The 19,921-nt window shown below is 69.3% G+C and carries 17 protein-coding genes and 2 tRNA genes; 11 read left to right on the forward strand and 8 right to left on the reverse strand.

From position 1 onward, the window contains the following. The first annotated feature begins 8 nt into the window (after positions 1 to 8). Genes ICG51_RS00470 through ICG51_RS00500 form a run of 7 tightly spaced genes read left to right on the forward strand, consistent with a single transcriptional unit; the run spans position 9 to position 8,995 of the window. Positions 9 to 1,343 (forward strand): TldD/PmbA family protein, encoded by a 1,335-nt coding sequence (locus tag ICG51_RS00470; RefSeq protein WP_190281045.1) that lies wholly within the window; start codon positions 9 to 11, stop codon positions 1,341 to 1,343. 13 nt (positions 1,344 to 1,356) lie between these two features. Then, a complete protein-coding gene (locus ICG51_RS00475) occupies positions 1,357 to 2,055 on the forward strand; it encodes a DUF4159 domain-containing protein (protein WP_190281046.1) in 699 nt (232 codons plus the stop codon). Between the two features lie 13 nt (positions 2,056 to 2,068). After that, positions 2,069 to 3,067: a MoxR family ATPase gene (locus ICG51_RS00480; RefSeq protein ID WP_190281047.1), complete on the forward strand. Its 999-nt coding sequence runs from the start codon at positions 2,069 to 2,071 to the stop codon at positions 3,065 to 3,067. A gap of 9 nt (positions 3,068 to 3,076) precedes the next feature. Continuing rightward, complete coding sequence (locus tag ICG51_RS00485) at positions 3,077 to 3,961, forward strand: DUF58 domain-containing protein (protein WP_190281048.1); 885 nt, start codon at positions 3,077 to 3,079, stop codon at positions 3,959 to 3,961. Then, positions 3,958 to 5,106 carry a BatA domain-containing protein gene (locus ICG51_RS00490; protein ID WP_190281049.1) on the forward strand — a complete coding sequence of 383 codons (1,149 nt, stop codon included), beginning with the start codon at positions 3,958 to 3,960 and terminating at the stop codon, positions 5,104 to 5,106. The genes ICG51_RS00485 and ICG51_RS00490 overlap by 4 nt, the downstream gene beginning before the upstream one ends. Next, the gene (locus tag ICG51_RS00495; RefSeq protein ID WP_190281050.1) at positions 5,103 to 7,223 is read left to right on the forward strand and encodes a hypothetical protein; all 2,121 of its coding nucleotides are present in this window, start codon (positions 5,103 to 5,105) and stop codon (positions 7,221 to 7,223) included. Before ICG51_RS00490 ends, ICG51_RS00495 begins: the two co-directional genes overlap by 4 nt. Positions 7,224 to 7,231: 8 nt before the next feature. Then, the gene (locus tag ICG51_RS00500) at positions 7,232 to 8,995 is read left to right on the forward strand and encodes a carboxypeptidase regulatory-like domain-containing protein (protein ID WP_190281051.1); all 1,764 of its coding nucleotides are present in this window, start codon (positions 7,232 to 7,234) and stop codon (positions 8,993 to 8,995) included. Between the two features lies 1 nt (position 8,996). On the opposite strand, the gene fur is transcribed toward ICG51_RS00500, so the two are convergent. Beyond that, the gene (gene fur, locus ICG51_RS00505; protein WP_190281052.1) at positions 8,997 to 9,395 is read right to left on the reverse strand and encodes a ferric iron uptake transcriptional regulator; all 399 of its coding nucleotides are present in this window, start codon (positions 9,393 to 9,395) and stop codon (positions 8,997 to 8,999) included. 145 nt (positions 9,396 to 9,540) lie between these two features. On the opposite strand from fur, the gene bamE reads away from it, so the two are divergent. Beyond that, positions 9,541 to 9,933, forward strand: a complete 393-nt coding sequence (gene bamE / locus ICG51_RS00510) for an outer membrane protein assembly factor BamE (RefSeq protein WP_190281053.1) — start codon at positions 9,541 to 9,543, stop codon at positions 9,931 to 9,933. 7 nt (positions 9,934 to 9,940) lie between these two features. Here bamE and ICG51_RS00515 read toward each other — a convergent pair whose 3' ends face one another. Both ICG51_RS00515 and ICG51_RS00520 read right to left on the reverse strand, forming a co-directional pair. Next, the gene (locus ICG51_RS00515; RefSeq protein ID WP_190281054.1) at positions 9,941 to 10,219 is read right to left on the reverse strand and encodes an RnfH family protein; all 279 of its coding nucleotides are present in this window, start codon (positions 10,217 to 10,219) and stop codon (positions 9,941 to 9,943) included. Continuing rightward, entirely contained in the window at positions 10,219 to 10,650 is a 432-nt protein-coding gene (locus ICG51_RS00520; RefSeq protein WP_190281055.1) for a type II toxin-antitoxin system RatA family toxin, read from the reverse strand. Before ICG51_RS00520 ends, ICG51_RS00515 begins: the two co-directional genes overlap by 1 nt. A 59-nt stretch (positions 10,651 to 10,709) precedes the next feature. Between ICG51_RS00520 and smpB the strand changes: the two genes are divergently transcribed. After that, positions 10,710 to 11,204, forward strand: coding sequence for an SsrA-binding protein SmpB (smpB, locus tag ICG51_RS00525; protein WP_190281056.1), 495 nt, complete (start codon positions 10,710 to 10,712; stop codon positions 11,202 to 11,204). Positions 11,205 to 11,325: 121 nt separating this feature from the next. On the opposite strand, the gene ICG51_RS00530 is transcribed toward smpB, so the two are convergent. From ICG51_RS00530 to ICG51_RS00545, 4 genes are all read right to left on the reverse strand, one after another. Next, positions 11,326 to 11,401, reverse strand: a tRNA-Glu gene (locus ICG51_RS00530). A 23-nt stretch (positions 11,402 to 11,424) separates the two neighbouring features. Continuing rightward, a tRNA-Ala gene (locus ICG51_RS00535) sits at positions 11,425 to 11,500 on the reverse strand. Between the two features lie 57 nt (positions 11,501 to 11,557). Further along, complete coding sequence (locus ICG51_RS00540; protein WP_190281057.1) at positions 11,558 to 12,040, reverse strand: DUF1249 domain-containing protein; 483 nt, start codon at positions 12,038 to 12,040, stop codon at positions 11,558 to 11,560. 96 nt (positions 12,041 to 12,136) lie between these two features. After that, positions 12,137 to 12,958, reverse strand: coding sequence for a pyruvate, water dikinase regulatory protein (locus ICG51_RS00545; RefSeq protein ID WP_190281058.1), 822 nt, complete (start codon positions 12,956 to 12,958; stop codon positions 12,137 to 12,139). Positions 12,959 to 13,037: 79 nt separating this feature from the next. On the opposite strand from ICG51_RS00545, the gene ppsA reads away from it, so the two are divergent. Together ppsA and ICG51_RS00560 are read left to right on the forward strand one after the other, a co-directional pair. Further along, positions 13,038 to 15,422: a phosphoenolpyruvate synthase gene (gene ppsA / locus ICG51_RS00550; RefSeq protein WP_190281059.1), complete on the forward strand. Its 2,385-nt coding sequence runs from the start codon at positions 13,038 to 13,040 to the stop codon at positions 15,420 to 15,422. A gap of 515 nt (positions 15,423 to 15,937) precedes the next feature. Then, on the forward strand, positions 15,938 to 16,882 hold the full coding sequence (locus tag ICG51_RS00560; RefSeq protein WP_190281060.1) for a mechanosensitive ion channel domain-containing protein: 945 nt from the start codon (positions 15,938 to 15,940) through the stop codon (positions 16,880 to 16,882). A gap of 17 nt (positions 16,883 to 16,899) precedes the next feature. Here ICG51_RS00560 and ICG51_RS00565 read toward each other — a convergent pair whose 3' ends face one another. Further along, entirely contained in the window at positions 16,900 to 19,908 is a 3,009-nt protein-coding gene (locus tag ICG51_RS00565; RefSeq protein ID WP_190281061.1) for a ligand-binding sensor domain-containing diguanylate cyclase, read from the reverse strand. Positions 19,909 to 19,921: the final 13 nt, after the last annotated feature.

Below are 19,921 nucleotides of genomic sequence, written 5' to 3' on the forward strand. Positions count from 1 at the left end.
ACACCTACATGAGCATCCTCACCGAAGCGCAGGCCAAGGCCATCCTCGACAAGGTCATCGCCCTCTCCAAGGCCGACGAATGCAGCGCCTCGCTGTCCGGGTCGGTCGAAGGCAACATCCGGTTCGCGCTCAACAACGTGTCCACCAGCGGTATCGTCGAAGACACCAGCCTGTCGGTGTCGGTGGCGTTCGGCAAGCGCGTGGGCATGGCCAGCATCAACGAGTTCGACGACGCCGCGCTGGAGCGGGTGGTGCGTCGCGCCGAGGACCTGGCGCGGCTGGCGCCGGAAAACCCGGAGTACATGCCGATCCTCGACAAGCAGAGCTACCGCGCCAGCCCGACCTTCAGCGAGTCCACCGCCGCCATCGACCCGGAGTTCCGCGCCCAGGTGGCCGCCGATTCCATCGCCCCGTGCAAGGCCGAAAAGCTGATCGCCGCGGGCTTCCTGGAGGACGGCCAGAGCTTCGTCGCCTTCGCCAACAGCAAGGGCAACTTCGGCTACCAGCGCGCCACCGGCTTCAACTACACCTGCACCGTGCGCACCGAGGACGGCCGCGGCTCCGGCTGGGTCGGCCGCAACCTCAAGGACGCCGCCGACTTCCGCGCCTCGCAGGACATCGAGATCGCCAAGCGCAAGGCGCTGGCTTCGGCCGACGCCAAGGCGCTGGAGCCGGGCAAGTACACGGTGATCCTGGAGCCGGCCGCTGCGGCCGGCCTGATCAGCTTCATGATGAATTTCTTCGACGCGCGCAGCGCCGACGAAGGCCGCAGCTTCCTGTCGAAGAAGGGGGGCGGCAACAAGCTGGGCGAGCTGGTCTACGACCCGCGCGTCAACCTGCATTCCGACCCCTGGCATCCGGAGGCGCCGGTGCTGCCGTGGGATGGCGAAGGCCTGCCGCGCGAGCGCATGGACATCATCAAGGACGGCCGCATCGCCAATCTCAACTACTCGCGCTACTGGGCGGACAAGCAGGGCAAGACCGCAAACGCGCGTCCCGGCAACCTGCTGATGGGCGGCGGCGACAAGTCCATCGCCGACCTGGTCAAGGGCACCCAGAAGGGCATCCTGGTGACCCGCACCTGGTACATCCGCATGGTCGATCCGCAGACCGTGCTGCTCACCGGCCTGACCCGCGACGGCACGTTCTACATCGAGAACGGGCAGATCAAGCACCCGGTGAAGAACTTCCGCTTCAACGAATCGCCGGTGATCATGCTCAACAACATCGACGAGCTGGGCAAGCCGGTGCGCGTGGCCGGCGACGAATCCAGCTTCGTGATGATGATCCCGCCGATGCGCCTGCGCGACTTCACCTTCTCCTCGCTGTCGGATGCGGTCTGAGCCGGGCCATGCCATGACCCGCGCCGGGTTCCTGCGGCTGCTGCTGGGCGCAGCCGCGGGGGCCCTGGTGCCGCCGGTGTTCGCCCAGTCCGGCCGCTACGATTTCTGGTTCACCCGCCTGAAGTACGACTCCGGCGACTGGGACGTGGATGCGCGGATGCCGTCCAACCTGATCACCTCGCTGATCGACTACACCTCGCTGCGGGTGGACACGAAGGAACACGTGGTCGAACTGGCCGACCCGAAGATGCTGCAGGCGCCTTTCTGCTACCTCGCCGGGCACAAGCTGGTGGAGTTCAACCCGGCCGAGCGGCGCAATTTCGAACGCTACCTGCGCAACGGCGGCTTCGTGTTCGTGGACGACTGCAACCACGACATCGACGGGCTGTTCGCCAAGTCGTTCGAGGCGCAGATGGCGGCGATCTTCGGCAAGGACGCGCTGAAGAAGCTGCCCAATACGCACCCGCTGTATTCGAGTTTCTTCAAGTTCCCGGAAGGCCCGCCGGCCACCGGCTTCGAGCTCAACGGCTGGGGCGACGACCTGGTCCACGACTACCTGCAGGGCATCGAGTTCAACGGCCGCCTGGGCCTGCTTTACAGCAACAAGGACTACGGCTGCGAGTGGGACTACGACTGGCGCAACAAGCGTTTCCTGGCCGAAGACAATACCCGCTTCGGCGTCAATATCGTGATGTATGCCCTGCTGTCCTGAACCGGAAAACGCCATGACCCTTGCCGCAAGCGAAGCCAGCCTCCAGCAGCAGTTCCACCGCCTCGACCGGCTGCGCGAGGCCATCGGCCAGGCCGTGGTGGGCCAGCAGGCGGTGGTGGAGCAACTGCTGATCGGCCTGCTGGCCTCCGGCCACTGCCTGCTGGAAGGCGTGCCCGGCCTCGGCAAGACCCTGCTGGTGCGCTCGCTGGGACAGGCGCTGGCGCTGCAGTTCCGGCGCGTGCAGTTCACTCCCGACCTGATGCCCAGCGACATCCTCGGCACCGAGCTGCTGGAGGAAGACCACGGCACCGGCCGGCGCGCGTTCCGCTTCCAGCAGGGCCCCGTGTTCACCAACCTGCTGCTGGCCGACGAACTCAACCGCACCCCGCCCAAGACCCAGGCCGCGCTGCTGGAGGCGATGGCCGAACGCACCGTCAGCTATGCCGGCACCACCTACCCGCTGCCGGCGCCGTTCTTCGTGCTGGCCACCCAGAACCCGCTGGAACAGGCCGGCACGTACCCGCTGCCGGAAGCGCAGCTGGACCGCTTCCTGCTGCACGTGAAGGTGGATTACCCGGACGCCGCCGAGGAGCGCGCGATCATCGCCCAGACCACCGGCAGCGCCAACGCGCAGGTGCCGATGGTGATGGACGGCAGCGAGGTGCTGGCACTGCAGGCGCTGGTGCGCGAGGTGCATCTGGGCGACGACCTGTTGGACTGGATCACCCGGCTGGTGCGCGCCAGCCGCCCACGCGATCCGGCCGCGCCGGAAGACGTGCGCAAGTACGTGCGTTGGGGTGCCGGCCCGCGTGCGGGGCAGTCGCTGGTGCTGGCCTCGAAGGCACGCGCCCTGCTGCACGGCCGCCTGGCCGCGACCCGCGACGACGTGATCGCGCTGGCCGCGCCGGTGATGCGCCACCGCCTGCTGCTGTCGTTCGTGGCCGAGGCGGAGCAGAAGACCGCCGACGACGTGGTCGCCCTGCTGCTGCGCGACGTGCCCTACGCCGCCTGATTCCCGCCGATGGTCGCGCCGCTGATCCCGCCTGACGTCCGCAGCCGGCTGCAGTTCCTGCGCCTGCAGGTGCGGCGTGCGCGCGGCGAACGCGGCATCGGCGCGCATCGCAGCCCCAGCCGCGGCGCCGGATTGGAGTTCGCGCAGTACCGCGGCTACGAGCCGGGCGACGAACCGCGCCAGATCGACTGGAAGCTGTACGCACGCGCCGACCGCTTCTTCGTCCGCGAGGCCGAACGCGAAAGCCCGCTGACCGTGTGGCTGCTGCTGGACGCCAGCGCCTCGATGGCGCAAGCCGACCAGGCCAACCCCGACTGGCGCCGGCTGGACGCGGCGAAATCGCTGGCTGCCTGCATCGCCGAGCTGGCATTGGCGCAGGGCGACCGCTTCGGCCTGGTGGTGCTGGCCGAAGACGGCCTGCAGCTGCTGCCGCCCGGCCACGGCCCGCGCGGACGCGACCGTTTGTGGCTGGCGCTGCACGCGGTGCAGGCGCGCGGCGGGTTCCCGCAGGGCGATCGCCTCGCCCCGCTGTGGGAACGGATCGGCGGCCATGACCTGGTGGTGCTGCTCAGCGACGGTTTCGACGAAGGCGCGGTTGCGCTGGCCGAGACGCTGGCCAAGGCCGGTCGCGAGGTGCTGTTCCTGCAGCTGCTGACGGCGGAGGAGCGCGACTTCCCGTTCACCGATGGCCACCTGTTCCGCGACCCCGAAACCGGTGAACAGCTGCCCGGCGACGGTCGCCTGCTGCGCGAGGATTACCTGCGCCGCTTCGCCGAGGCCCAGCGCCAGCTGGATGCGCGCCTCGACGCCGCCGGCGTCGTCCACGCCCGCCACGTGCTGGACGAGCCGCTGGACCAGCCGCTGCGGCAGCTGTTCGCGCCGGGGCGGTCTTGAGCCTGTCCCTGCTCCTGCCCGCCGCGCTGGCGGCACTGGCCAGCCTGCTGCTGCCACTGCTGCTGCACCTGGCGCGGCGCGACAGCGTGCGCCCGCTGGACTTCGCCGCACTGCGCTGGCTGCGCGCCCGCCCGCGTCCGCGCCGGCGGCTGCGCTTCGACGAATGGCCGCTGTTGCTGCTCCGCCTGCTGTTGCTCGCGCTGCTGGCGCTGTGGCTGGCACGGCCGGTGCTGCACGGCGCACCGGACCTGCGACCGATGGTGGTGGTGATGCCGGGCGTGCCGGCTTCCGCCCTGCCCGCGCAGAAGCTGCCGGAAAACGCGCATCGCCACTGGCTGGCGCAGGGACTGCCAGCGCTCGATGCGCCACCGCCCGCCACGCCGCAGCCCATCGCCAGCCTGCTGCGTGAACTGGATGCGGACCTGCCGGCCGGCGTGCCGCTGGTGGTGCTGGCCACGGTCCGTTTTGACGGCGCTGATGGGCGCGTTCCGCAGCTGTCGCGGGAACTGGATTGGCGGGTCATCGATTCGGTGCCGGCCGCATCGAAACCGGCCACCAAACCACCGCCGCCAGCGCTTTACCTGCATGCGGATGCCGGGCACGCAGCCGCCCTGCGCCCGCTGCGCGCGGCGGCGCATGCGTGGCAGGGAAAGGTTTTCGACCTTGGCGCCGGCGCCACACCCCCGGATACCCGCGCGGTCGCGGTCTGGCTGTCATCCACCTCGATGCCGACCGCACTGCGGGATTGGGTTGCGCGCGGTGGTAGCGCGCTGCTCGCGCACGATGCGCCGCTGCCCGCAGGCATCGCGCTGGCGCCCGTCCTGCGCGATGCCGCGGGTGCACCGCTGCTGGAAAGCGGTGGCCTCGGCCGCGGGCGCCTGCTGCGCTTCCGCCAGCCGCTGCGCCCGGCGGACATGCCGCTGCTGCTGGAAGCCGAATTCCCGCAGCGCCTGCGCGAGGCGCTGGCACCGGCGATGCAGCCGCCCGCCCGCGCCGATGCCCGCGCCTTCGCACCCACCACCGGCGCCCGCGCGCAGCCAACGGCGCCACGCGACCTGCAGCCGTGGCTGGGCGTGCTGATCGCGCTGCTGTTCGCCATCGAACGCTGGCTGGCTACCGCCCGCCGCCGCGGAGCCAGTGCATGAGTGCCGACGCGCTGCCGCATGCCGCCTGGCGCGCCGCTCGGCTTCGCGCGCTCGCCATGCTTGCCGCGTTCGCACTGCCGTGGCTGGCGGCGCTGGCCGCCATCGCGCAGCGCTTCGGCGGACGCACGCTGGCGATGCTTGTGGTCGGCATCGCCCTGTTGCTGCTCGCCTTCGTCGCCGGCCTGCAATGGCGGCGCCTGGACGTGCGCTGGCTGCTGCGCGCGCTCAATGCGCGAAGCGACATGGAGGACAGCGCCGACCTGCTCGCCGCACCGCCCGCGGCCGGTACGCTGCGACAGCTGCAGCGGCAGCGCCTGCAGCAGCGGCTGGCGGCAAAGCCTGCCGAGTTGCGCCCTGTGTGGCCGTGGCTGCGGCTGGCGGTATCGACGCTGGCGGCTGCACTGCTGCTGGCTGCTGCGTTGTTGTGGCCGCCGCGCCCAGCAGAATTGTCGGTCGGTGTCGTGCCAGCCGCTCCGGCCGCGACCTCACCCCTGCGCCTGACATCCAGCCAGCTGCAGATCACGCCCCCGCGCTATACCGGCCTGCCCCCGCGCCGCGTCAGCGCACTGTCTGCCTCCGCACCGCAGGGCACGCAGCTGCGCTGGGCGCTGGCATTCAACGGCACGCCGGATCGTGTCGCGCTGGTCTTCCTCGATGGCCGGCGCCTGCCGCTGCAACAACGCGACGGCGGCTGGCATGCCGGGCAGCGGCTCGATGCCTCGGCGCTGTACCGGATCGAGCTGGACGGCCGCCTGCTGGATGCCGGCAAGCCGCATCGTCTCGATGCCCTGCCCGACCGCCCGCCGCAGCTCAAGGTGCTGGCACCGGCGCGTATCCTGAGCCTCGCGCCACCGACGCAATCCGGCTGGGAGCTGGCCTTCGAGGTGGAGGACGACTACGGCGTCGCCACGCAGGCCACGCTGCAGCTCACGCTCGCGCAGGGCAGCGGCGAGAACATCACCTTCCGCGAAATCAGCCTGCCGCTGCAGGGCCAGGGCGCGTCGCTGCGCCGCCGCTTCAGCCATCGCGTGGCGCTGGGCGCTCTCGGCCTGCAGGCAGGCGACGACCTGATCGCCCGACTGGTGGCGCGGGACAACCGCAGCCCGCAGTCGCAGGTCGTGCGCAGCCCCGCGCTGATCCTGCGCCTGCAGGCCGCCGCCAGCGAGGAGCCCAGCGGCATCGAAGGCGTGGTCAAGCGCGTCCTGCCCGCGTACTTCCGCAGCCAGCGGCAGATCATCCTCGACGCCGAAGCGCTGCTGAAGCAGAAGCCCAAGCTTGCCGCCGAACGCTACCTGCAGAAATCCGATGCGCTCGGGGTGGACCAGCGCATCCTGCGCCTGCGCTACGGCCAGTTCCTTGGCGAGGAGGCCGAAGATGGCCCGGCGCTGCCTACCGCCGATGCGGGCGGACACGAAGCAGACACCGGCGACCATGCCGGCCACGACTACCCCGCGCCTGCGCCCGCCACCACCTTCGGCCAGGACGTCGATCTGCTGGAAGCCTACGGGCATACCCACGACCATGCCGAAGCCGCCACCCTGCTCGACCCGCAGACCCGCGCCACCCTGAAGCTGGCGCTGGACCAGATGTGGCAGTCCGAACTGCAGCTGCGCCAGGGCCATCCCGAGCGAGCGCTGCCGTTCGCTTACAAGGCGCTGGGCTACATCAAGCAGGTGCAGCAGGCCGAACGCATCTATCTGGCGCGGGTGGGCCCCCAGCTGCCGCCAATCGACGAGGGTCGCCGTCTTGGCGGCAAGCGCGAAGGACTGGCACCGCGCCCGGACCCGCTGCGCGCCGCGCCGCCAAGCGATGGCGATATCACCGCGCTGTGGCAGCAGCTGGACGCCGCGCCGGCGCGTGCGGTGCCCACGCAGTCCTTGGTCACGCTGCAGGCCTGGTTGCGCCGGCACGGCCAACGCGCCGCCGATCCACTGGCGCTGCAGGCCGCGCTTGATGAACTGCAGCGCGACCCTGCCTGCGCCGAGTGCCGCGAACGCCTGCGCGCCCAGCTGTGGCCGCTGCTGCCCACGCCGCCGGCAGCGGTCCGGCGCCGGCCGGCGCCGGACGCGCAGGGGCAGCGCTACCTCGACGCACTGGATGGGGAGGCGAAGCGATGACCGCGGCCATGCCCGAAGTGCTTGCCGCCAGCCTGCTGGCGCTGGCCGCGCTGCTGACCTGCGCACGGTTGCTGCGCGGCCACCTGCGCCGCGATCGCACGCAGCCCCCAACGCGCTGGAAGCTGCCGCTGCTGCTGATGGCGCAGCCGCTGCTGGCGGCGCTGCTGTTCTTCGGTCTGTTTCCGCCGGCGCGCCCGCTCGATGCCGGGGTGATGACCGTCTATACCGCCGGCGCGAATCCCGCTGCGGCCGATGCCGGCACGCTGCGCATTGCACTGCCGGAAGCGCCTGCAGGCACCGGCGCGGAGCTCGCGCCCGACCTAGCCACCGCCCTGCGCCGCCACCCCGGCATCCGCGGCCTTCGGATTGTCGGCAGCGGGCTGGACGTGCGCGACGTGGACGCGGCCCGCGGCCTCCCGCTGCGTTTCCATCCCGCACCGCGCCCGGCCGGCATCGTTGACCTGCAGGCGCCGGCGACGGTTGCGCCCGGCAATGCCTTCCGCGTGCATGGTCGGATTGGCGGTATCGAGGCCGGCACGCTGGAACTCCTGGACCCCGCGGTGCGTGTCATCGCACGCACGCCCGCCTCTGCAGACGGCGACTTCGCCCTGCAGGGCGTGGCGCGCAGCGTCGGTGCGTTCTCTTTCCAGCTACGCCTGCGCGATGCGAAAGGCCAGGTCCGCGACAGCCTTCCATTGCCGCTGCAGGTCATCGCGCCCGCCACGCCGCGCCTGCTGGTGCTGGCCGGCGCACCCGATCCCGAACTGAAATACCTGCGCCGCTGGGCGCTGGATGCCGGCGTCGGCCTGCATACGCGGGTGTGTGTCGGTGCCGGACTGGTGCTGGGCGATGCACCGGTGGCGCTGGAAGATGCCAGCCTGCGCCGGTTCGACGCCGTGCTGCTGGACACTCGCAGCCTGCAGGCACTGGGCGATGCCGAACTGCGCGCGCTCACCCGCGCCATCCGCGATGGCCTGGGCCTGCTGCTGCGGCTGGATGCGCCGCTGTCGCCGGTCGTGCGCTCCCGACTGCGGGGCTGGGGCTATGCGGTGGATGCAGACACCCGCAGCGCGCCGGTGCAGCTGGCGAACACGACCCTGCAATCGGCTGGCGAGCCCGCCCTGCCCGGCCTGAGCCGAACCGTGGCGGCCGTGCAGGCCGGTGATGCATTGCCGCTGCTGCGCGACGTGCAGGCGCAGCCGCTGGCATGGTGGCGTCCGCTGGGACGCGGCCGGGTCGGGCTGGTGGCACTGACCGACAGCTACCGGCTGCCACTGGCTGGCCACGCCGCCATCCATGCACGCGTGTGGAGCGAGATGCTGGCGGGCATCGCCCGCCCCGCCACTGCTGCCACGCCGACACCGCCTGCCGGTCCGATCTGGGCTGGCCAGCGTGCGGTGGTGTGCGGCGTCGATGGGAACGCCGCGGTGATCGCTCCCAACGGCAACCGCGTGACCTTGGCCATCGATCCGGCAAGCGGTGCGCGCAATTGCGCCGCGTTCTGGCCGCGCATCTCCGGCTGGCACCGGTTGCAGGCGCGCAACACGCAAACCGCATTCGTGGTTCTGCCGGCCGGCGTGGGACTGGCCTGGCAGGCGCAGCGGCGCTTCGATGCCACCGCGGCGCTGGCCGCGCAGTCGCCCACGGTGCAGGCAGCGCGCGCTACCGCGGTTCAACGCGGCGCGTCATGGCCATGGCTGGCCGCGTGGCTGGCGCTCGCAGCGCTGACGTGGTGGTTGGAGCGGCGGCGGACAACGCCGCAGGCGCAGTGATTCAGCGCTTCTTGCGGACGTACAGCACCAGCGCGTGATCGGCGATCTCGTAGCCGTGTTCGGCAGCGATCTTCTGCTGCAGCTGCTCGATTTCGTCGCTGTGGAACTCGATCACCTTGCCGCTATCGAGATCGACCATGTGGTCGTGGTGTTCGCCGCGATCCAGCTCGTAGACGGCGGTGCCGCCCTCGAAGTTGTGCTTGAGCACCAGGCCGGCGGATTCGAACTGGGTCAACACGCGATAGATGGTGGCAAGGCCGATCTCCTCGGACTCGGCCAGCAGCTGGCGGTAGATGTCCTCCGCGGTCATGTGGCGGGGCTTGGCGTGCTCCAGCAGCTCCAGGATGCGCAGCCGCGGATGGGTGACCTTGAGCCCGGCCTTGCGAAGATCCTGCGACATCGACATCTCTCCGTGAATCAATCCAGTGCCGCCTGCCGGCATGTGAACGCCGCCGCCGCGTCTCGCGGCAATACGGGTTGCGGCGGGTCGATGCGACGTGCCGGGAGTGTATCATCGGCACTTCCGCCACTGCCCCGCCCTGCCGATGCGCAAGCTGCTCGTACTCCTCCTTGCAACCCTGCTGGTCAGCGGCTGCGGCCTGCTGTACCGGCAACCGGTGTTCCAGGGCAACCTGCTCGACAAGACCGCGGTGGACCAGCTGCAGGCGGGCATGGACCGGCAACAGGTGATGGTGCTGCTGGGCACGCCGTCGATCCGCGACCCCTTCCACCACGACCGCTGGGATTACGTCGCCAGCCAGCGCATCGGCCGCACCGGCAAGCCGGAGGTGAAGGCCATGACGCTGTGGTTCGAGAACGGCCAGTTGTCGCGCTGGGAAGGCGAATATTTCCCCGAACAGGATTCCGAGCTGTCGCGCGACGCGATCCGCTACTTCGGCCCGAACCTGGCCAAGGACAAGAACAAGCGCCGCCGCTGAGACGGCGTCAACTGCGCTGGCGCCCGCGTGGCGCCGCGCTCCCGGCGCGCTGCCTGCGCGCCTGCTTGGGGTCGCACTGCAGGGCGCGCAGCAATTCGATCCGGTCGCCTGCATGCAGGCGCGTCTGCAACGTCGCCGCCTGCCCGAATACCGCCAGCGCGACGAACTCGCCCTCCAGCCGCCAGCCGGCCACATCCAGCGCATCGCCGACACAGGCGCCCGCGTCCAGTTCCAGGTCGATGTGCTCGGCGTGATGCGGCCTCGCGCGCGCCAGTTGCACGCGCATCAGTCTTCCCTCTTGTCCGCCTCGCGCACGAAGTCGTCCACCATGCGGTCGGCCAGTCCCTGCATGCCCAGCTGCAGCGCGGGCGCCAGCAGGCGGTTCTGCGGCTCGAAATCCAGCCGCAGCGACACCTTGCAGGCCGACTCGTCCAGCGCATGGAACTCCCAGCGCCCCTGCAGGCGCCGGAACGGCCCGTCGCGCAGCGCCATGTCGATGTGGTGCGGCGGGCTGAGCTGGTTCTCGGTAGTGAACCAGGTGTAGAAGCCGCCGACGCCCAGATCCAGCCGCGCTACCAGACGCCCTTCCCCCTCCTCCAGCAACTGCGCCTGCCGGCACCAGTCGAACCGGCGCGGGTAAGCGGCGACATCGTTGACAAGGGTGAACATCCGGGAGGCTGAATGTTCCACGAGGGCACTGCGCAGAATGACGGGCATCGAAAGATCCGGGCCGCGTGGACGCACCGCGGCGCGTCCGGATCGGCGAGAATGGCGGGATGAGCAAGAAGAACGGCAAGGATAAGCCAAACGGCGGCGGCACCATCGCCCTCAACAAGCGCGCGCGCCACGAATACAGCTTCGAACAGAAGTTCGAGGCCGGGTTGTCGCTGCAGGGCTGGGAGCTGAAGGCGATCCGCGCCGGGCGCGCCAACATCGGCGATGCCTACGCGGTGGTGCTGCAGGGCGAACTGTTCCTGATCGGCGCACAGATCACCCCGCTGATCCAGGCATCCACCCACGTCATCGCCAACGACCGCCGCACCCGCAAGCTGCTGTTGCACCGGCACGAGATCGACACGCTGATGGGCCGCATCCAGCGTGACGGCTACACCTTGGTGCCGACCGCGCTCTATTGGAAAGGCAACAAGGTGAAGGTCGAGCTGGCGCTGGCGAAGGGCAAGCAGACCCACGACAAGCGTGAAGCCAGCAAGGAGCGCGACTGGAACCGCGAGAAGCAGCGGCTAATGCGCCGACACAACAAGGACGCCTGAGCTGCGCGCCACGAGGCGCGCCTTGTGGCGCGCCAATGCATGCGAAGGAAGCGCACAAACGAAAACGGCCGCCACTGGGGCGACCGCTTGCGTGTGTTGCGACGTCTACCGATTCCGAAGGTGGCGTCCCCACGGGGATTCGAACCCCGGTCGCTACCGTGAAAGGGTAATGTCCTAGGCCTCTAGACGATGGGGACAGAACCGGAAACGCTTTGAAAAATGGTGGAGCCAGGCGGGATCGAACCGCCGACCTCCTGCATGCCATGCAGGCGCTCTCCCAGCTGAGCTATGGCCCCACGGGGCTGGAAAGACGCGCATTCTGGGGGTGAAATCAGGAACCGTCAAGCGTTTTTTCAATAATTTTTCAGCGCGTCTTCATCGGCATGCAGCGTGGCCACGCCATGCCCGCGTTCTGCGAGGTATTGCAGCCACTTGCCGAGGAAGGTGTTCATGCGCAGGCGGTGGTCGAGGATGCGCTGCGGAGGCGGATACATGCCGATCACGTCCTGCCAGCGGCTGCCGGCATAGCAGTGCGTGGCTTCCACCTGGCGCGCGTCGCGGTACAGGCGCAGGCTCGCCGACGGATCAGCCATGCCGGTCTGCGGATCGATCAGGCCGTAGCTCATGCGCAGCTCGCTGGTGTAGGCGTGCCGCTCCACCACCTCCAGTCGCACGTCGAGGCCGTCGCCGATCGAGGAGACATACGTACCGCAACCGAGATCGGACACTTCGAACAGCCGCTGCAGCTGCGCATGGTTTTCCGAATACAGGCCCATCAGCCAGCCGAAGCGGCTGATGGAAGGAAGGCGGGCGCGGCGTGCGAGTGCAGTGGTCATGGATCGATCGTACACGCGCACCGATGCCCGCGGCAGGATTGACGCCGGCATCGCGCAGGCACAGGCTGGTGGGGTTTTCCGTGGCGCGGAAATCGCTCAGTACATCTCGCGGTTGATGCCCAGGTGTTTCATCACCCGGCTGGAGATTTCCTCGATCGAGGCATTGGTGGTGCTGAGCAGTTCGATGCCCTCGCGGCGCAGCATCGTCTCGGCCTGCGCGACTTCGCGCCGGCAGGTGTCCAGTTGCGCATAGCGCGAATCCGGCCGCCGCTCCTGGCGGATCTGGTGCAGGCGCAGCGGATCGATGGTCAGGCCGAACAGCTTGCCGCGGTACTGGCGCAGCCTGGCCGGCAGGCGTTCGCTTTCCAGGTCCTCCGGGGTCAACGGGTAGTTGGCCGCCTTCACCCCGTGCTGCAGGGCGAGGTACACGCAGGTCGGTGTCTTGCCGGCGCGCGAGACCGCCACCAGGATCACGTCGGCATCCGAGTAGTCCGGCTTGACCCCATCGTCGTGGGTCAGCGCGTAGTTCATCGCGTTGATGCGCTGGTGGTAGATGTCGAAGTCCACGATGCCGTGCGCACGGCCGATCTGGGCCTCGCGGCTGCGCCCGAGCTCCTCCTCCAGGGGGGCAATGAACGGTGCGAACACATCCAGCATCAACGCCCCGCTCTCGGCGAGCAGGTAGTTGAGGTTGGGGTCGACGCAGGAATTGACCACGATCGGTCGCAGCCCCCGCGCCACGCCGGCGGCGCGGATGCGCTCGGCGGCCTCCATGGCCTTCTCCGGCGTATCCACGAACGGCAGCCGGTCGCTGGAGAAACGCAGGCCGCTGAACTGGGTCAGCAGGCTGTGGCCGATGGTTTCGGCGGTGATGCCGGTGCCGTCGGAGACGTAGAACACGGGTCGAGCGGATTCCATCGGGATTCCTCGCGGGCGCTCGGGGTAAAATAGCGGACTTCCGCGCGCCTGCGCCGACCACGCCCTCACGGAGCCCGCCTTGACCACCCCCGCCTCGACCAGCAACGTCCTCTGGTTGCACGACCTGCGCCTGTCCGACCTCGCCCAGGTGGGCGGCAAGAACTCCTCGCTGGGCGAAATGATCGGCCAGCTGGCCGACCTGGGCGTCTCGGTGCCGGGCGGCTTCGCCACCACGGCCGATGCGTTCAAGGACTTCATCGCCCACAACGACCTGCATGCGCGCATCTACGACAAGTTGGCGACGGTCGACGTGGAGGACGTGCCGGCACTGACGAAGGCCGGCGCCGAGATCCGCGGCTGGGTGATCGATGCCCCGCTGCAGCCGCAGTTGGACGCCGACATCCGCGCCGCCTACGCACAGCTGTGCGCGGAGGCGGGCAGCGCGGACATCGCGGTCGCGGTGCGCTCCTCCGCCACCGCCGAGGACCTGCCCGACGCCAGCTTCGCCGGCCAGCAGGAAACCTTCCTCAACGTGACCGGCGCCGACGACGTGGTGCGCAAGGTCAAGGAAGTCTTCGCCAGCCTGTACAACGACCGCGCGATCGCCTACCGCGTGCACCACGGTTTCGCCCATGAGGACGTGTTCCTGTCCGCCGGCATCCAGCTGATGGTGCGCTCCGACGTCGGCGCGTCCGGCGTGCTGTTCACCCTCGACACCGAATCCGGCTTCCGCGACGTGGTGTTCGTCACCGCCAGCTATGGCCTGGGCGAGATGGTCGTGCAGGGCGCGGTCAACCCGGACGAGTTCTACGTCTACAAGCCCACCCTGCAGGCCGGCAAGCCGGCGATCCTGCGCCGCTCGCTGGGCAGCAAGCAGCTGCGCATGGTCTATTCCGATGCGCCGGGCGAGCGCGTGCGCACCGAGGACACGCCAGCCGAACTGCGCGGAAGGTTCTCGATCACCGACGCCGACGTGCAGGAACTGGCCAAGCAGGCGCTGGTCATCGAGCAGCACTACGGCCGGCCGATGGACATCGAGTGGGGCAAGGACGGCCACACCGGCAAGCTGTACATCCTGCAGGCGCGCCCGGAGACGGTGAAGTCGCGCGCGCACGCCACCCAGATCGAGCGCTACACCCTGGGCGGCCGCGGCAAGGTGCTGTCCGAGGGCCGCGCCATTGGCCACAAGATCGGCAGCGGCACCGCGCGCGTGGTGCGCTCGCTTGAGGACATGAACCGGGTGCAGCCCGGCGACGTGCTGATCGCCGACATGACCGACCCCGACTGGGAACCGGTGATGAAGCGCAGCGCCGCCATCGTCACCAACCGCGGCGGCCGCACCTGCCACGCGGCGATCATCGCCCGCGAGCTGGGCGTGCCGGCGGTGGTTGGCACCGGCGACGCGCTGGATTCGATCCAGGATGGCGACACCGTCACCGTCAGCTGCGCCGAGGGTGACACTGGTTTCATCTACCAGGGTGCCCTGCCCTTCGAGCGCACCACCACCGACCTCGGCAACATGCCGCCGGCGCCGCTGAAGATCATGATGAACGTGGCCAACCCGGACCGCGCCTTCGACTTCGGCCAGCTGCCGAACGCCGGCATCGGCCTGGCCCGCCTGGAGATGATCATCGCCAGCCACATCGGCGTGCACCCGAAGGCGCTGCTGGAGTACGGCAAGCAGGATGCCGACACCAAGGCCAGGATCGACGCCCGCATCGCCGGCTACGAAAGCCCGGTGGAGTTCTACGTCGAGCGCCTGAAGGAAGGCATCGCGACGATCGCCGCGTCGGTGTATCCGAAGCCGGTGATCGTGCGCCTGTCGGACTTCAAGTCCAACGAATACGCCAACCTGCTCGGCGGCTCGAAGTACGAGCCGCACGAGGAAAACCCGATGATCGGGTTCCGTGGCGCCTCGCGCTACATCGACCCCAGTTTCAAGGACGCGTTCGCGCTGGAATGCGTCGCGGTCAAGCGCGTGCGCGAAGCGATGGGCCTGAACAATGTCTGGGTGATGATCCCGTTCGTTCGCACCCTGGATGAAGGCCGCAGGGTGGTCGAGGAGCTGCGCGAGAACGGCCTGGTGCAGGGCGAGAACGACCTCAAGATCATCATGATGTGCGAGGTGCCCTCGAACGCGCTGCTGGCCGACGAGTTCCTGGAGATCTTCGACGGGTTCAGCATCGGCTCCAACGACATGACCCAGCTCACGCTGGGCTTGGACCGCGACAGCGCCATCGTGGCCGGACTGTTCGACGAGCGCGATCCGGCGGTCAAGAAGATGCTGTCGATGGCAATCCAGTCGGCGCGCGCCAAGGGCAAGTACGTCGGCATCTGCGGCCAAGGACCCAGCGACCATCCGGACCTCGCCCAGTGGCTGATGGAACAGGGGATCGAGTCGGTGTCGCTGAACCCGGACACCGTGGTCGATACCTGGCTGGCGCTGGCGAAGGCCAAGCACTGACGCGTCGCAGCGCGACCTTGCCCTTGGGGCAAGGTCGACGCTGGATGCGCTTCTCGTCGACAACGAATGCAGCGGCCTTGGCGTGCCTGCGCGCAGCACGCAGGCCGCCGGGGTCGTGACCTCGAGCCTGCGCTGGAAGACATCAAGGCGCACCGCGCGGTGGAAGGCCGGCGACTTCCGCCTTCTACCTGCACCACCGTCATCACCGGCGCCGTGGAGCGCGTCCGGCCGAAAGGGATGACGTTGGTGGCGATCATGTATAGAAATGGCACCAGCCTGAAATCAGGCGTCGGATCGCCGCACCGATGGTGGGTGGCATGGTCCCCTCCGCGCTGATGACGCTGGTGGTGATCCCGATGATCCATGCACTGGTGAAGCAGCCCTGCCCGGCGCCCACCGACTGATCATGCCGGCAAGCCGCGGGGCACGCTGATCGTGCCTTTGCGGCCTGCACGTTATCCTGAAGGCGCCTGCTGCGATCACATCGCTGCCACACCGCACACACAGGAGCCGAGATGCAGCCCAGCGTTCCCGCCATCACCCCGCAACATGACCAGGCCGCCCGGCTGGCGAACGAGCTGCGTGGCATCGACTGGCTGCAGCTGCTCGAAGCCTGGGGCCTGCGGCTGCTGGCGGCGCTGGCGATCTTCATGGTCGGCCGCTGGTTGGCACGGCGGATGAGCACCGGTCTCGGACGCGTGCTCGGGCGCGCCAACGTGGACGGAACGCTGAGCGGCTTCCTCGGCAACATCGCCTACGCGGTGATGCTCGTGCTGGTGATCATGACCGCGCTGGCCGCCATCGGCATCCCCACTACCTCGATGTTCGCGGTGCTGGGCGCGGCTGGCCTGGCGGTGGGCCTGGCGCTGAAGGACTCGCTGTCCAACATCGCCTCGGGGGTGATGCTGATCGTGCTGCGGCCGTTCCGCGCCGGCGACCACGTGGTGATTGCCGGTCAGGAAGGCACGGTGCTGGAGATCCGGGTGTTCCAGACCAGGCTGCGCGCGTTCGATCACCGCGTGGTGATCCTGCCCAACAGCGAGATCACCACCGCTCCGATCATCAACCATTCGCAGCTGCCGCAGCGCCGCTTCGATGTCACCGTCGGCGTGGGCTACGACGACGACCTGCACAAGGCCCGCACGCTGCTGCTGCAGATCGCCACCAGCGACCCGAAGGTCCTCAAGGACCCGGCGCCGGTGGTGCAGGTGGTCAACCTCGGCGAGAGCAGCGTGGACCTGACCCTGTTCGCCTTCGCCCGCAACGAGGACTTCGGCGATGCGCGCAGCCGGGTCATCGAGGCGATCCGCAACGAGCTGATCGGCAACGGCCTGAACATCCCCTACCCCCAGCGCGACCTGCACGTCTACCATCGCGACGCCGACGGCCGCCCGATCGCCGACATCCTGCTGCGCGGCGTGGCCGATGACGGCGACCTGCCTGCCAGGCGCGAACGCTGAGGCTTCCCGGCGTCGGCTCAGCCAGCGATGCGGTTGCGACCGCCCCGCTTCGCTTCGTAAAGCAGGGCATCTGCACGCGCAACCAGATCCTCGATGCGCAGCGTGCCGGCGCGGTCGGCGATGCCGGCGCTGACCGACAGCCGCCAGTCCGGGGCGTAGGCGCTGCAATCGATCCGTTCCACCGCCTGGCGCATCGCCTCGCAGATGTCGCGGGCGCGTTCCAGCGGCACCCGCTCGAACAGCACGGCGAACTCCTCGCCGCCCCACCGTGCCAGCATTCCCGCCCCGTCCAGCGCATCACGCAGCGCATGCGCGACGGCGATCAGCGCCTGATCGCCCGCGGCGTGCGAATAGCGGTCGTTGATCTGCTTGAAATTGTCGATGTCGAACAGCGCGAAACACAGCGGCCGGCGATTGCGCAGTGCTCTTCCGAACGCCAGCTGCAGCTCCGCGTCCAGGCTGCGGCGATTGCCCACGCCTGTCAGCGCGTCTTCCAGCGCCATCCGCGCGAACGCTTCCGACTGCTGGCCCAGCCTGTCCAGCAGCACCGATTTCTCGAGATCGGATTCGCGCAGACGTTCCGCATGCAGGCGGAGGTCGCGCGTGCGCTCCGCCACCGTATCTTCCAGCAGCGCTGCACGCCTCCGCAGGCTGCCCACCCGCCAGAGGTAGATGGCGTACACGCAGGCCAGCCCCAGCAGGATCGCGGCGACAATGAAGCCGCGCCGCTGCCAGGGCTGCGGTGCGATCTCGATGGCAACCGAGGTCACTTCGCTGCTCCAGCCCTGGTCCAGGCCGGGGGCGGACACGTTGACGTGGAAGCGGTAGCTGCCCGGGTCGAGGTTGGTGTACTGCGCGCTGCGCAGGTTGCCGCGCTCCACCCAGCCAGGATCGAAGCCCTCCAGCTGGTAGCGGTAACGCAGGAACCGCGGCATCTGGAAGCTCAGCGCGGCGAAACGGAACTCCAGCTTGCGCGTACCCGCCGGCAGCCGCAGCACCTCGTCCAGGTGCACGGGCTTGCCGTCGGCCAGCACCTGTTCAACCACCACCCGTGGCAGGCCGTGCCGGTAGCTCTGCAGTGAGCCCGGGTCCACAGCCGCGGCGCCGCGGGCGGTGGCGATCCAGAGGTTGCCGCGCCCGTCCCGCATTGCCGCTGGCCCGGAGCCGCCGTTGCACTGCGAACTGACCAGTCCGTCCGCTTCGCCGAAGTGGTCGACGGTCAACTGCGCCCGGCGACCGGCCAGCACGGCCTCCGCCTCGGCGCGCGCGATCCGCAGCACGCCACGGTTGGACGTCAGCCACAGGTAACCCCGCCGGTCGTCGAGGATCGAGAACAACGTATCCACGGGCAGTCCGTGTTCAAGACCCAGGCCGCGCAGGCGACCCTGGCTGTAGCGCAGCAGCCCACGGTCCGTGGCCAACCACATCGTGCCATCGGCATCCTCGTGGAAGTCGAAGACATCCTGTGCGCCGCGGACCAGATCCGCATCCAGTGGCACCACCTCGTCATTCACGATCCGCGCCACGCCGTTGCTGGTCCCCACCCAGAGCGTGCCGTCGCGGGCCACATGCAGGGCGATGATGAACTCGCGTGGCAGCCCCTGCGCCACGCCGAACTCGCGGAACTGCCCGCCGCGAAGCCGCGCCAGTCCGCGCGTGGTGCCGATCCAGACGGTGCCATCGTCGCCTTCCGCCAACGCACGGATCTGGTTGCTGCCCGGCATGCCGTCGGCGGAGTCGTAGCGCGCCACCACCTTGCCGTCGCGCAGCCGCAGCACGCCATCGGTGTAGGTGCCGACCAACAGGCTGCCGTCGCGTGCCTGCAACAGGCTGAGGATGGAATCGCCGGGCAGGCCTTCGGCCTTGGTGTAGCCGGCAACGATGGCATTGTCGCGCCACAGGTTGAGGCCGCGCCCGGTGCCGATCCAGATGCCCCCATCCGGCGCCGGCGCCACCGCGCGCACGTAGTCGTCGGTCAGCCCCTGCTCGCTGTTCCAGGTAGTGAACGGCGCATCGCTCAGGCGCATCAGGCCGGCATTCGTCCCCACCCAGACGCTGCCTTCGCGGTCGGCCAGCAGGGACGCCACCCGGTTGTTCGGCAGCTCGCGTCGGCTGGTGAAGTGCTCCACGCCCGAGCCGGACAGCCGGAACAGGCCGTTGTTGATGGTGCCGATCCACAGATGCCCGGCACCGTCCTCGGTGAGGCTGGGCACGCCATCCTCGGGCAGTCTGGGGGACAGCCGCTCGAAGCGCCCGCTGCTGGCATCCCGCCGGTACACCCCGCGTTCGGTGCCCACCAGCAGGACGCCAGCCCGCGTCTGCAGCAGGCGGAACACCGGCGCCTGCGGCAGGCCCGACAATGTGCCCACCCGGATCGCACGGTCGCCCACAACGTGGACCAGGCCAGCCGCGGTGGCGGCCCACATGCTGCCGTCACGGTCTTCCAGCAGGCTGAACACCACGTCGCTGGGCAAGCGTCCGTTCGCCACGTTGAACTGCAGGGCGCGGCCGCCCTCCAGCATGCTCATGCCCATGCTTTCGGTCGCCGCCCACAGGCGGCCGCGGCGATCCAGCACGGCGTCGAGGATCTCGTCCTGCGCCAGGCCATCGGCGCGGGTCCAGGTGCGCCAGCGGTCACCCTGCTTGACCGCCACCCCGCCCCGCGAGGTGCCGATGACCACTGCACCGTCCGCGGCTGCGCGCACCGAGCGCACGCCGTTGTCCTTCAGGGCGGGCGTGTTGCTGCGGTCGAACTGATGGAACTCCAGTCCGTTGTAGCGCACCAAGCCTTCCCAGGTGCCGAGCCACAGGTAGCCGTCAGGCGTCTGGGCGATGGCGTTGATCTGGTTGTGGGGAAGCCCTTGGCGGGTGGTCCAAGTTTCCCGGTAGAAGGCTGAAATCGGTTTCTCCGGACGCGCCGGTGCTGGCGCCTGCACTTGCGTGGCCTGCGTGGCCGCGGTCGCGGGCCGGGGCACCACCGACCACGCACACGACAGGGCCAGCAGCCCGAAGGCCACCAGCCCCATTGCCCTCCGTACG

Source organism: Thermomonas sp. XSG (genome assembly GCF_014678725.1).
Lineage (GTDB): Bacteria > Pseudomonadota > Gammaproteobacteria > Xanthomonadales > Xanthomonadaceae > Thermomonas.